Genomic DNA, 13892 nt, shown 5'->3' on the forward strand with positions numbered 1-13892 from the left:
AGCTGCGTTGGTGGTACTCACTTACAGTCGTAAGCTCCGTGCCACCGCCTTGCTCTCATACACTACAACTTAGCTTCATAAAACTGACAAATAGAATATAAAGAGTCGCTTAGGCGGCTCTTTTTGTATGTAAATTTCATGGCTTACTTTGTTACGCAAGGAAGTTGTCATTCCCTATAGCGAGGAGTGAGCGTAGTAGGGAATCTTGTTTAGTTAGGCTCGCGTAGTTTTAGATCCCCAACTCAGTCGTTCCTCTTTCTTGAGGATGACGTATTTAGGGACTATGTGAGTTCAGCGTTTTATTAAGGAACACCATCAATGAAAAGAATCCATATCGTAGCGGGTATTATCTTCAATCAAGATAAGTCACAGGTCTTTATCACTAAGCGTCCAGATGACAAGCACAAAGGTGGCTTCTGGGAATTTCCAGGTGGCAAGGTTGAAGAGGGCGAAACTATTGAGCAAGCGATGACTCGCGAGCTTGATGAAGAGGTCGGTATCAAGGTGACCGAGCAGTCTCTGTTTGAGCATCTTGAATTTGATTACACCGATAAGTCACTTAAGTTCGATTTCATTCTCGTGACTGATTTTGAAGAGCAGCCTTATGGTAAAGAAGGTCAGCAAGGTGAATGGGTAAGCCTAGAATCATTGAATCAATACGCCTTCCCAGAGGCAAATGTGCCAATTTTAGAGCGAGTAATAAAAGAGTTTTCGTAATTGCTAGCCTGAGTTTGAGATTGTTGTTAGTTTAAAGAGATTAATCGATTGAACGTTGCTGCAAGAGATAAGTGGCAACGGTAACCAAAACAATGGAGATATTCGCAGTGGTAAGAATTGCAATTGCAGGAGCAGCGGGCCGCATGGGCCGCAACTTGGTGAAAGCCGCTCATCATAATTCAGAAGCAAGTGTTGGAGCTGGTTCAGAGCGTCCAGAGTCATCTTTGGTCGGCGTAGATGTCGGCGAGTTATGCGGTGAAGGTCGTTTTGATGTTGCTTTAGTCGATGATTTGTCTAAAGCCATCGAAGAGTTTGATGTGATTGTCGATTTTACTGCCCCTGTTAGCACATTAGCGAATATTGAACTTTGTAAACGTCACGGTAAAAAACTGATCATCGGTACAACGGGCTTCTCTGAAGAAGAGAAGCAGGTGATTGATGCTGCTTCAAAAGAGATGGCTATCGTAATGGCACCTAACTACAGCGTTGGTGTGAACCTGGTCTTTAAGCTGCTAGAGAAGGCCGCTAAAGTGATGGGCGACTACTGTGATGTCGAGATCGTTGAGGCTCATCACCGTCATAAAGTCGATGCACCGTCAGGTACTGCGATTGGTATGGGCGAAGCTATTGCGGGTGCTATGGGCAACGAGCTGAACGATGTAGCTGTATGGTCACGCGAGGGTATTACTGGCGAGCGCACTAAAGATGAGATTGGTTTCGCGACGATTCGTGCCGGTGACATTATTGGTGAACACACCGCTATGTTTGCTGATATCGGTGAACGAGTGGAAATTACCCATAAAGCCACTGATCGAATGACCTTTGCTAATGGCGCAATCAAGGCCGCGGTTTGGTTAAATGATAAACCAGCAGGCTTTTATACCATGACGGATGTGCTTGGTTTGAATGACCTATAAATAGATATTTATGCGCTGGCAATTGCCGGCGCTTTCTTTATTTGGTGCCTTTTCCTTAGTAATCTCACTTCTCCGATCTTCCTTCTACTTTCTTCTTATCGCCTTTTTGACTCCATTTCTATGCTGTTTATGTGGTCTTTAGTATGTTTTTTGTTTTAGAACTTTAAATTGTCATGTTTTCTCTTGGTATTTATCGATTGCGTTTTGTTGCTGATATTTTTATCACTCTATGGTTGGCTAAAATGAGGGGTGAAAATTAGAAAATCGTAATATTCGAGCTAAATGCGTATGAAAGTTGAACTTTTGGAGCTTTGAGGGGGTAAATTGAATTAGTCCTTACAAATGTTTAATTTCTTTTGAGTTAAATGTTGACACGTATCACGCAGATCACTAAAATACCGCCAATTTGTCTAATTTCCATAAACACGCAGTTTTTGGTGTTGCAGGAAGGTAGATTTGCAAATTAAATCAATTTTAATGCATTTTTATTTCTGGAGGTTGTCTTGAAGAAGTCAGCACTACTCGTCCTAGAAGATGGGACAGTATTTCACGGTGAAGCCATTGGCGCTGTAGGTTCTGCAGTTGGTGAAGTCGTTTTTAATACCTCGATGACGGGGTACCAAGAAATCCTCACTGATCCTTCCTATTCTCAACAAATCGTTACCCTTACTTACCCTCACATTGGCAATACCGGAACCAATTCCGAAGACGAAGAATCTTCTTCAATCCATGCTCAAGGCCTTGTGATTCGCGATCTCCCTCTAATCGCTTCTAACTTCCGTAATGAACAATCCCTTTCTGATTACCTTAAGTCGCAAAACGTTGTTGGTATCGCTGATATTGATACTCGTAAGTTGACGCGTATTCTTCGTGAAAAAGGCGCACAGAACGGTTGTATTGTAGCTGGCTCTTCAGTAAACGACGGCAACCTAGACGAAGCTCTAGCTCTTGCTAAAGCAAAAGAATTCCCTGGCCTGAAAGGTATGGACCTTGCGAAAGAAGTTACAACAAAAGAAGCGTATCAATGGAAACAAGGTTCGTGGACGCTTACGGGTGGACTTCCTGAAGCGAAATCAGACTCAGAATTGCCATACCACGTTGTTGCTTATGACTTCGGTGCAAAACGAAACATCCTACGAATGCTTGTTGACCGCGGCTGCCGCCTAACGGTTGTTCCTGCTGAGACTTCAGCTGAAGAAGTACTTGCTCTGAACCCAGACGGTGTTTTCCTTTCAAATGGCCCTGGTGACCCAGAACCATGTACTTACGCAATTGAAGCGACAAAAGTGTTCCTAGAAAAAGGCTTACCAATCTTCGGTATCTGTCTAGGTCACCAGATTCTTGCTCTTGCGTCAGGCGCTAAGACAGTGAAGATGAAGTTTGGTCACCACGGCGCAAACCACCCGGTTAAAGATTTAGATCGTGATGTTGTGATGATTACTTCGCAAAACCACGGCTTTGCTGCTGACGAAGAAACCCTTCCAGAGACACTACGTGCAACGCACAAATCACTATTTGATGGTTCTCTACAAGGTATTCACCGTACAGACAAACCAGCATTCAGCTTCCAAGGTCACCCTGAAGCAAGCCCAGGTCCAGAAGACGCAGCGCCGTTATTCGACCACTTTATTGAACTAATCAAACAGCACACAGCGTAATTCGGAGTAGTAAACAATGCCAAAACGTACTGACATTAAAAGTATTCTTATTCTAGGTGCTGGCCCGATCGTTATCGGCCAAGCATGTGAGTTCGATTACTCTGGTGCTCAAGCTTGTAAAGCGCTTCGCGAAGAAGGTTACCGAGTTATTCTTGTAAACTCGAACCCAGCGACAATCATGACTGACCCAGACATGGCAGATGCAACTTACATCGAGCCTATCCAATGGGAAGTTGTGCGTAACATCATCGCTAAAGAGAAGCCTGATGCAGTTCTACCTACTATGGGTGGCCAAACTGCATTGAACTGTGCTCTAGACCTAGAAAAGCACGGCGTTCTTGAAGAGTTCGGTGTTGAAATGATTGGTGCAACGGCTGACGCTATCGATAAAGCAGAAGACCGTTCACGCTTCGATAAAGCAATGAAAGCAATTGGCCTTGAGTGTCCAACTGCTGATACAGCGAAAACGATGGAAGAAGCTTACAAAGTTTTAGACATGGTTGGCTTCCCTTGTATCATTCGTCCATCGTTCACGATGGGTGGTACTGGTGGCGGTATCGCTTACAACAAAGAAGAATTTGAAGAAATCTGTCGTCGTGGTTTGGATCTATCTCCAACTAATGAACTTCTTATCGATGAATCACTTATCGGTTGGAAAGAGTACGAGATGGAAGTGGTTCGTGACAAAAACGACAACTGCATCATCGTATGTGCGATTGAAAACTTCGACCCAATGGGTATTCACACAGGTGACTCAATCACTGTGGCTCCAGCTCAAACGCTGACAGATAAAGAATACCAACTAATGCGTAACGCATCTCTAGCAGTACTGCGTGAGATTGGTGTTGAAACAGGTGGTTCAAACGTACAGTTTGGTATCAACCCGAAAGATGGCCGTATGGTTATCATCGAAATGAACCCACGTGTATCTCGCTCTTCTGCACTAGCATCTAAAGCAACAGGTTTCCCAATCGCTAAGATTGCAGCGAAACTGGCTGTTGGTTTCACGCTAGACGAGCTAATGAATGACATCACTGGCGGCGCAACTCCAGCATCATTCGAACCAACAATCGACTACGTAGTAACTAAGATTCCTCGTTTTAACTTCGAGAAGTTTGCAGGTGCTAACGACCGCCTAACGACGCAAATGAAGTCGGTTGGTGAAGTTATGGCTATCGGCCGTAACCAACAAGAATCTCTACAAAAAGCACTTCGCGGCCTAGAAGTTGGCGCGACTGGTTTTGACGAAATGGTAGACCTAGACGCACCAGATGCTCTAACGACTATCCGTCACGAACTTAAAGAAGCTGGCGCAGAGCGTATTTGGTACATCGCTGACGCATTCCGTGCTGGTATGTCGGTAGATGGTGTATTCAACCTAACGCAAATCGACCGTTGGTTCCTAGTTCAAATCGAAGACATCGTTAAGCTAGAGCAAGAACTTAAAGCGAAAGGCTTTGCTGGTCTAAATAAAGACGAGCTAAACAAGCTTAAGCGTAAAGGTTTTGCTGATGCGCGCCTATCTAAGATTCTAGGTGTAGCGGAAAGCGAAATCCGTCGTCTACGTGACCAATACGATATCCACCCGGTATACAAGCGTGTAGATACGTGTGCAGCTGAGTTCTCTTCAGATACGGCTTACATGTACTCATCTTACGATGACGAGTGTGAAGCAAACCCAACAGACAAAGAAAAAATCATGATTCTAGGCGGCGGTCCAAACCGTATCGGCCAAGGCATTGAATTTGACTACTGTTGTGTACACGCATCACTAGCGCTACGTGAAGATGGCTACGAAACTATCATGGTTAACTGTAACCCTGAGACAGTTTCTACAGACTACGATACGTCTGACCGTCTGTACTTCGAACCAGTAACTCTGGAAGACGTACTAGCAATCGCTCGTGTTGAGAAGCCAAAAGGCGTTATCGTTCAGTACGGTGGTCAAACGCCACTTAAACTGGCACGTGCTCTTGAAGCTGCTGGCGTACCAATCATCGGTACTAGCCCAGACGCAATCGACCGTGCAGAAGACCGCGAGCGTTTCCAAGTTGCTGTAGACCGTCTAGGCCTACTTCAACCAGAAAACGCGACAGTAACAACAATGGAGCAAGCGGTAGAGAAATCTCGTGAAATCGGCTTCCCACTGGTTGTACGTCCTTCTTACGTACTTGGTGGTCGTGCGATGGAAATCGTATACGACGAGCAAGACCTACGTCGCTACTTCAACGAAGCAGTTAGCGTATCAAACGAATCTCCAGTACTACTTGATAGCTTCCTAGATGACGCTGTTGAAGTAGACGTAGATGCGATTTGTGACGGTGAGCGCGTTGTAATCGGCGGTATTATGGAGCACATCGAGCAAGCGGGTGTTCACTCTGGTGACTCAGCATGTTCTCTTCCTGCATACACGCTAAGCCAAGAAATCCAAGACGTAATGCGCGAGCAAGTTGAAAAGCTAGCGTTCGAGTTGGGTGTTCGTGGTCTGATGAACACGCAGTTTGCTGTTAAGAACAATGAAGTGTACCTAATCGAGGTTAACCCTCGTGCAGCACGTACGGTTCCATTCGTATCTAAAGCAACTGGTGCGCCAATCGCTAAGATTGCCGCTCGTGTAATGGCGGGTCAATCTCTAGAGTCTCAAGGCTTTACGAAAGAAATCATCCCACCTTACTACTCAGTGAAAGAAGTTGTACTTCCATTCAACAAGTTCCCTGGTGTTGACCCACTGTTAGGCCCAGAAATGCGCTCTACTGGTGAAGTTATGGGTGTTGGTGCGACGTTCGCAGAAGCATACTCTAAAGCTGAATTGGGTTGTGGTAACATCTACCCAGAAGGCGGTCGTGCACTTCTTTCTGTTCGCGAAGGCGACAAAGAGCGTGTTGTTGACCTAGCATCTAAGCTATCTAAGCTTGGTTACCAGCTAGACGCAACTCACGGTACTGCGGTTATCCTTGGCGAAGCGGGCATCAACCCACGTCTAGTAAACAAGGTACACGAAGGTCGTCCTCACATTCTTGACCGTATCAAGAACAACGAGTACACGTACATCGTGAACACTGCAGCTGGCCGTCAAGCGATTGAAGATTCTAAAGTTCTTCGTCGTGGTGCACTTGCTGAGAAAGTTAACTACACGACTACGCTAAACGCTGCATTCGCGACTTGTATGGCGCACACTGCAGACGCGAAAACGTCAGTAACTTCAGTTCAAGAGCTACACGCTCAGGTTAAAGCTTCTCAAGCTTAATCGCCTAAAGTGTATCGCTGATATGCGGATATAAATGCTCAAAGCCCACTCATCGGAGTGGGCTTTTTTATGTCTGTTATTCCGCGGTAGCTTAATGATGAATATTTGGAATAGGTTAGAATCTTGTGTTTCGTTATTGCTCGTCTGCTGTGAGTGGTAACTTGTCGCTACACAGGATTTTAAGGCGTTGGGTATATGGAAATTACTCTAGAAATATTGGCTATCTTGTTTGTTGTTGCAACGGCAGCAGGCTTTATTGATGCAATGGCTGGCGGCGGTGGGTTACTGACTCTACCTGCATTGCTAGCGGCTGGAGTTCCACCCACGCAGGCACTGGCAACCAACAAACTCCAAAGCTCATTTGGCAGCTTCTCCGCGAGTTGGTATTTCGTGCGCAACGGTATCGTCAGCATCAAAGAGATGCGCCTTGCTATCTTTTGTACCTTTATTGGCTCTGCAATTGGCGCTGAGTTAGTCCAGCACATTGATGCGAGCCTACTGACCAGTGTTATCCCACTGCTGCTTATCGCTATCTCTCTCTATTTCCTGTTGGCACCCCAAACTAGAGCGTCTGAAGGAAAAAAGAAGATCTCTGAGGCGATGTTTGCTCTGTGTATTGGTGGCGGCGTGGGTTTCTATGATGGCTTTTTTGGCCCAGGAACAGGTTCTATCTTCACCGTCTGCTTTGTTGCTATTGGTCACTTCTCGTTAGTCGATGCTACGGCGCGTACTAAAGTACTTAACTTTACCTCGAATATCGCTGCCTTAATTTTCTTTATTTTGGCTGGTTTGCCTATTTGGGAGTTGGGATTAGTGATGGCGGTCGGTGGATTTATGGGCGCTCAGCTTGGCGCTAAAGTAGTGGTGACAAAAGGGCAGAAATGGATTCGCCCCCTTGTGATCGTGATGTCGATGCTAATGGCGTCTAAACTGCTTTGGGAACAGCATCAACAATGGATTCTATCAGTGTTTTAACTCGTGGAGACTGGTAACTATTTGGTCTGACACAGATATGAATCGGCCGAATCAAGCCTGCTAATTCGGTGAAGCTATACAGATATTGAGGCTCAATATTGAGTGTTTTTACGATAGAGAGCGGGATCAACGCTGGCCCAGTCCCGCCCAATGCAAGTTGCGCCGCTGCGGTGTAGGCATCCATCTCCATCAAGGGTTTGATACCAAATTTTTCTAATACAGAAAGTTGATAAGAATTGGCTGGATTGGTCATGTCGTTAGTGATGACCATTGGAGGGAGATCCGTTAGCGGCGACTTACTCACTATGTAAAACGGTTCATCAAAAAGATGGAAGGTCATCAACCCATGATGTGGTGGCAGTAAGCCAGCACACAACCCCAAGGTCGCCTTGCCGGACTGCACCCGTTCGATAATTCTCGGCGTGTGGTTGGTGGTAATGGTGATGTACTTATCTTGCTGGATAAATTGGCCCATCATCTCACCTAAATAACCGGCTATCAGAGACTTATTGCTGTCTAGGGTGATGAGAGTGGTATCTTCCAACTCTTGCTGTTCATAAATAAGCCCACGAAGTTCATTGAATGTCGGGCCAATACTCTCGATTAATGCTATCGCATCTGGCGTGAGTTTTATCTGTCGGCCACTCGGTTCAATGAGCTTTTTACCTAGCTTCTTTTCTAAATTCGCAATCCGTTTGCTGACCGCTGATTGGCTGATATAAAGCAAACTGCCTGTGCGGCTCATGGTCTTTGCTTTACTCAATACCAGTAGAGTTTCGATTCCTTCGAGTAGCATTGGGTTATATTCATGAAATTTGGGAATGATTGTTTCAACTTACCTCAAACAACATTCATTCTCTAGTCTTGAAACTAAAGCTTTGAACCAAGTTAGGTATTTTTAGCTATGCTCGCACGTGTAGCGCGAGAGCATAATAATTGTGTTGGGGAGCTCAAATTAAGAAAGGCTCCTTTACGGAGCCTTTCACTTTGTAACGTTAGCTTATTTGATGGCGAAGGTCGGCAATGATAAATGCCAACGAATAGCGCCAAGCCTTATCAATAGTGTTGAGAACACGCCGGCCAGAAATGCAGTTTCTGAATCGTGCCCCATGCTGATCGCCATGGTATGGAAAGTACCACCAATGATACAAGCGGTCGCGTAGACTTCACTTCTTAGAATCATAGGCACTTCACGGGCAAGTACGTCGCGGATAATACCGCCACCGCAGCCGGTGATGACACCCATGATGATCGCCACTAGTGCTGAATCTTGATAGATAAGTGCTTTTTCTACACCAATGCCAACAAACACCGCTAGGCCAATCGCATCACATACCGGCAATATCCACCAAGCCAGACGTTTCGGGCGTCTTACAATAATCATGGTCAGCAAACAGGTGATGATGATGACCCAAAGGTAGGTGGTATCGGTGATCCAAAACACGGGAGTTGCACCCAATGCCATGTCACGAATTGTGCCGCCGCCAATCGCGGTTACACTGCCTAGAACGGCGACGCCAAAGGGATCCATCTTAAGACGGCCAGCGACAAATACGCCTGAGACGGCAAAGATGGCAGTGCCAAATAAATCGATAATATAAAGCAGCATGGAGTCCATGATACTGGTGCTCTTATAGTTAAAATTGTAGGGACAGGTCGGTGGCGAATTGTACGAAAAAACGCAGCAAATAGTTAGTGATTTTGCCTAGCTCTATCGAAGAAATCGCACACTTGTTGGATCGCTTTCAAAGTTCTCGTTGTCGGGCGATTAATCCAGTCTGAATTGAGGGACCAAATCTGATTTTGAGCGACTGCTGGGATTTCATCTTCCCATGTTTGCCACATGGTTCCATTCTCAATCGCGTGCTGAGAAGTGAAAATCACTTGCGGTTTTCTTAATACAACTTGTTCAATACCAACTTGCGGATATGGCGAGGCGCTGTCTTCAAAAATATTGTGTCCACCACAAAACTCAAACACCTCACTTGGCCAGTGTCCTTGAGCAACAGTGATGATCGGCTTTTCACTGAGCTGGTAGAAGTAGTTTACTGGCTCGGCATCTTTGTATTCTAGTCTCAACGCGTTGAGCTGCTCTCTGTATTGCTGAGCGTTATTTTCGCCAATGCTTGGATCGCTAGCGTATTCGCTCAGTTGTTCAATATTGGTTGCGATACTGTCTAGGCTTTTGGTCTTGGAGTAGTAAATATTAAAACCAAATTGCTCTAGTTTCGCGAGCTCTCTGGGCGGGTTTCCCGCTGGCCACGCAAGAATCAAATCAGGCTGAAGTGCGATGATCTTCTCAACCTTGATACCTTGATAGTTTGCTACTTTTTCAAGCTTATCGGCTTGTGGTGGGTAATCACTTCGTTCACTTACGGCGACAAGGTTGTTACCTAAACCTGCGCTGTACGCGAGTTCAGTGGCATGAGGAGCAAGGCTGACCACGCGTTGAGCCGGCTGTACTTGTTCTTGAGTCAGTGGTGCTTCTTCTGCAAATGATAAAGGCAGCCATAAGCTGGAAGACAAAATAGTAAGGCTTGTAACAAGTGCTGAAGGTTTCACTCTAAATCCCTTGGTGAATAAATAGTAAGGCTAGGCTTTGTAAAAAGATCCAGATAGCGATGCGACCAAAGAGTAGTTTCTGAACCTGAGATAGATGCAGAGCTGACGGTGCGATTCTTCCGCCTAATTTCGCGCGAATGGCTTTGGTGTTGTCGTAAATCGCAGGGCCACCTAATGATAACTCCAGCTTGTTGCCAACGGCCGTGATCAACCAGGCAGGGCCGGGCAGTGGCCAAGAGCGACTTTGGACTAACATCATCTTGAACGTGTGAGACGCTTTATCACCACATACAATCATCAAGGCAAACAATCGCATTGGTATAAATTCTAGAATCGCGACTATCTTGATTGCCGTTGATCCAAATGGAGAGAACTGCTTACGGCTTGGTGACCACGCTCGCGCTAATTCGACAATCAGGCGATACATTAAAGCGGCGATTCCACCACCAATGGCGTACCAGAATAAAACACAAACCACATTACGAGCGTAACCCATGATTATGGTTTCTGTGGCGGCTTTGCCGAGGCCAAGTGGCGAAAGTGATTCGGTCTGACGATTGATAATCGGAGCCAGTAACTGACGAGCGGCCGCTTTATCTTCTCGGCCAAGTACTTTGATCAGTTGGTTAGCCAGCTTTTCATTATTGCGCCAATCAATCGCGAGTAATAACAGTGCCAATTCAAACAGTTGAGATTGCCAAACCAATGGTTGCAGTGCCAATAGAATAACCAGAGTTGGCAGTACCATTAACCCCCAGGCTAATGTGCCTGAGATTAAACTTTGGGAATAGTTGTGGTTGTTATTAACCTTGCTTGCTAAAAGCTCAGCAAACTTATGCCATAAGGTCGTGGGGTGTGCGGCATGGGGGATAGGTAAAATTAAATGAAAAAGCAGTGCTCCCCACATCACAAGGAGCACGCCATTTGCAAATACCTGATCAAACAGTGTTTGCATGTCTAGTCGCTTACTTTAGTAGGGCAACCATCTTGATAACCATTTCAGAAGAGCTTTGCGCTGCTAGTGGCAGGAACTCTTCGAAGCTCATTGGTGATTCTTTGTCTGCAACATCAGAGATTGCACGAACAACCACGAATGGTACTTGGAATTGGTGACAAGCTTGAGCGATAGCCGATGCTTCCATCTCTACAGCAACAACAGATGGGAAGTGCTTGCGGATGAACTCTTGGCGTTCTGCTGTGCAAACAAATGCGTCGCCAGTACAGATAAGACCGCGAACGGCATGCTTATCTTCCATTTGTGCTAGAGCTTGTTCAGCAACAGCCATCAGTTTGTCGTCAGCTTTGAACGCTGCAGGCTGACCTGCCATTTGGCCGATTTCGTAACCGAAAGCTGTAACGTCTGCATCGTGGTGACGAACTTCAGTTGAGATAACCACATCGCCAAGGTTCAGTGTTGAATCAAAACCGCCAGCAGAGCCCGTGTTAAGAACGACATCTGGTTGGTATTCGCTTAGTAGGATTGAAGTACCAACAGCCGCTGCTACTTTACCAATGCCAGATTGAAGCAAAACAACGTCAACACCATTTAGCTGACCAGAGAAAAAGGTACAACCGCCTTTATTAACTTCAGTAATGTCTGAAATTGCTGCTTTTAGGATCGCAACTTCTTGCTCCATTGCGCCAATGATGCCGATTTTCATGTGTAGTCTCTTAATAAATAATATTTAAACAGTAGAGCGAAATTGTAGCATGGATAAGAAGTGTCGAGCGACTGCCCAGAGGCACTTCTCATCCGAATAGTAGCGATTTATCTGCGTATTCTTTTATCTATTTGATTAGGCCTTCGCTTTTCAAGCTAGCACGAAGTTGTTCAGCTCGTTTTCGGTTTACGCCAAAATCAGAATGGCCAGTACGAGACTCTGAACGCACGATCAGTTTGCCATCCGTGATTTTAAGTTCTAAGTCATCGACAAAACGCATGATGCGCGAAGTACATTCAACACGCAGATAATCTTCTGTTTTACTCGCGGTTTTTGATCCCGGTAAGGTTAGCGCAACCTGCTCAATCGCATCTAAGCTCGCTGAATCTGACAACTCAAACGCGGCCAATGCATGTTGCTCACGATCATCTTGAGTTGATACGCAGTTTGGTTTGTCTCCACAAGGTGATGAAGTTCTGTCTTTCATGTCCGTGATTCCTTGGCTGCAAGCGGTTAACGTTAAAAGTGATAACGAGAGGAGAGCTGCTTTTTTCATAATGTTTCCTATGGCGTTGTTTTAATTGTAGTTATAGGTATTGGCTTGTTTGCGATTGTTTTACGTATTTTTCGATATGCTTGTGATAAACGTATCTAATTCAAAAAAGGATCCATCATTGGATCCCTTTTTTATAGTAACGGCCTGAGTAATAAAGGAAACCTTAGATTAGTCACACTTCTAGGTAGTCCAAGATCCCTTCTGCGGCTTTACGGCCTTCATCGATAGCGGTCACCACTAAGTCAGATCCTCGAACCGCATCGCCACCTGCAAATATCTTGCTGTTGGTGGTTTGGTATTGAAACTCTTGTTTACCGGGAGCCTTGATACGACCCCACTGATCGAGTTCCACACCGAAGGGTTCTAGCCATTCCATCGCATGAGGTTGGAAACCAAATGCCATGATCACAGCATCGGCTTCAAGAACATGCTCACTACCTTCTACAGGTTCCGGGCGACGGCGACCTGCTTCATCAGGTTCACCCAAAGCGGTTTTCACGAATTTAACGCCAACCACATGACCAGCGCTGTTAAGCTCTAAGCCAATAGGTTGGAGGTTGAACTTGAACTTCACACCCTCTTCACGCGCATTCTTCACCTCACGGCGAGAGCCCGGCATATTCGCTTCATCTCGGCGATAAGCACAAACAACATTAGCTGCATGCTGACGAATCGAAGTTCGGACACAGTCCATCGCCGTATCACCACCACCGAGCACAACCACTTTTTTGCCTTTCATGTCGATGAATGGTGTTGGGTTATCCAGTTCCATGACCTTGTAGGTATTGGAAACAAGGAATGGCAGTGCATCATAAACGCCCGGTGCGTCTTCGTTATCTAACCCAGCACGCATGTTTTTATAGGTACCGACACCTAAGAAGACAGCATCGTAGTCATCGACCAGTTGTTGTAGTTGAACGTCTTTACCGACTTCGGTATTCATCTTAAATTCGACACCCATACCACTAAAGATACGGCGACGATTTTCCATGATGCCTTTCTCAAGCTTGAACGATGGAATACCAAACGTCAGTAGGCCACCGATCTCCGGATAGCGGTCAAACACAACGGCTTTTACGCCATTACGAACTAGGATGTCAGCCGCCGCTAGACCTGCTGGCCCCGCACCGATGATCGCGACCTTTTTATCAGTCCACTCAACGTGAGACATGTCAGGCTTCCAACCCATCTCAAAGGCTTTGTCGGTAATGTACTTTTCAATATTGCCAATGGTTACGGCACCGAAATCGTCATTGAGGGTACAAGAGCCCTCACACAAGCGGTCTTGAGGGCAAACTCGACCGCAAACCTCAGGCAGGCTGTTGGTTTGGTGAGACAGTTCAGCGGCTTCGATAATGCGCCCTTCATTGGCAAGCTTAAGCCACTGAGGGATGTAGTTGTGAACAGGACATTTCCATTCACAGTATGGGTTACCACAGTCTAAACAACGGTCTGCTTGCGCTTTCGCTTGCTGTTTAGTGAAAGGTTCGTAGATCTCTACAAACTCAATCTTACGTATCTTGATTGGTTTCTTCGCTGGGTCTACGCGATTCACATCAATAAATTGGTATACATTCTGGCTCATTATTGGCTCCTTCC

General features: G+C 45.8%; 12 protein-coding genes. 5 read left to right on the forward strand and 7 right to left on the reverse strand.

The window, feature by feature from the left end; all coding sequences use genetic code 11:
- Nucleotides 1–318: 318 nt before the first annotated feature.
- From mutT to AB6E30_RS00755, 5 genes are all read left to right on the forward strand, one after another.
- On the forward strand, nt 319–717 hold the full coding sequence (gene mutT, locus AB6E30_RS00735) for an 8-oxo-dGTP diphosphatase MutT (protein ID WP_017062897.1): 399 nt from the start codon (nt 319–321) through the stop codon (nt 715–717).
- A gap of 92 nt (nt 718–809) precedes the next feature.
- Nucleotides 810–1634, forward strand: coding sequence for a 4-hydroxy-tetrahydrodipicolinate reductase (dapB, locus tag AB6E30_RS00740; protein ID WP_020628676.1), 825 nt, complete (start codon nt 810–812; stop codon nt 1632–1634).
- A gap of 503 nt (nt 1635–2137) precedes the next feature.
- Nucleotides 2138–3292 (forward strand): glutamine-hydrolyzing carbamoyl-phosphate synthase small subunit, encoded by a 1155-nt coding sequence (gene carA, locus AB6E30_RS00745; protein WP_102319697.1) that lies wholly within the window; start codon nt 2138–2140, stop codon nt 3290–3292.
- A 16-nt stretch (nt 3293–3308) separates the two neighbouring features.
- Nucleotides 3309–6539 (forward strand): carbamoyl-phosphate synthase large subunit, encoded by a 3231-nt coding sequence (gene carB / locus AB6E30_RS00750; RefSeq protein ID WP_017059294.1) that lies wholly within the window; start codon nt 3309–3311, stop codon nt 6537–6539.
- A gap of 195 nt (nt 6540–6734) precedes the next feature.
- Nucleotides 6735–7514 carry a TSUP family transporter gene (locus AB6E30_RS00755; RefSeq protein WP_372102402.1) on the forward strand — a complete coding sequence of 260 codons (780 nt, stop codon included), beginning with the start codon at nt 6735–6737 and terminating at the stop codon, nt 7512–7514.
- Here the strand turns inward: AB6E30_RS00755 and AB6E30_RS00760 are convergent.
- The 7 genes from AB6E30_RS00760 to AB6E30_RS00790 form a co-directional block, all read right to left on the reverse strand.
- Entirely contained in the window at nt 7465–8310 is an 846-nt protein-coding gene (locus AB6E30_RS00760) for a LysR family transcriptional regulator (protein WP_102394343.1), read from the reverse strand. The two genes, AB6E30_RS00755 and AB6E30_RS00760, sit on opposite strands and share 50 nt — an antisense overlap.
- A 204-nt stretch (nt 8311–8514) precedes the next feature.
- Nucleotides 8515–9132: a TRIC cation channel family protein gene (locus AB6E30_RS00765; protein ID WP_017062893.1), complete on the reverse strand. Its 618-nt coding sequence runs from the start codon at nt 9130–9132 to the stop codon at nt 8515–8517.
- A 74-nt stretch (nt 9133–9206) separates the two neighbouring features.
- Nucleotides 9207–10076, reverse strand: a complete 870-nt coding sequence (btuF, locus tag AB6E30_RS00770; RefSeq protein ID WP_372102404.1) for a vitamin B12 ABC transporter substrate-binding protein BtuF — start codon at nt 10074–10076, stop codon at nt 9207–9209.
- A gap of 1 nt (nt 10077) precedes the next feature.
- Nucleotides 10078–11031: a cobalamin biosynthesis family protein gene (locus AB6E30_RS00775; RefSeq protein ID WP_372102406.1), complete on the reverse strand. Its 954-nt coding sequence runs from the start codon at nt 11029–11031 to the stop codon at nt 10078–10080.
- Between the two features lie 10 nt (nt 11032–11041).
- The gene (gene mtnN, locus AB6E30_RS00780) at nt 11042–11737 is read right to left on the reverse strand and encodes a 5'-methylthioadenosine/S-adenosylhomocysteine nucleosidase (RefSeq protein ID WP_012603226.1); all 696 of its coding nucleotides are present in this window, start codon (nt 11735–11737) and stop codon (nt 11042–11044) included.
- 127 nt (nt 11738–11864) lie between these two features.
- Entirely contained in the window at nt 11865–12293 is a 429-nt protein-coding gene (locus AB6E30_RS00785; RefSeq protein WP_017059301.1) for a DUF1499 domain-containing protein, read from the reverse strand.
- A gap of 172 nt (nt 12294–12465) precedes the next feature.
- Complete coding sequence (locus AB6E30_RS00790; protein WP_102398270.1) at nt 12466–13878, reverse strand: FAD-dependent oxidoreductase; 1413 nt, start codon at nt 13876–13878, stop codon at nt 12466–12468.
- Nucleotides 13879–13892: the final 14 nt, after the last annotated feature.

The organism is Vibrio sp. 10N.247.311.12 (genome assembly GCF_041467515.1).
In the GTDB taxonomy this organism is placed as follows: Bacteria; Pseudomonadota; Gammaproteobacteria; order Enterobacterales; family Vibrionaceae; genus Vibrio; species Vibrio crassostreae_C.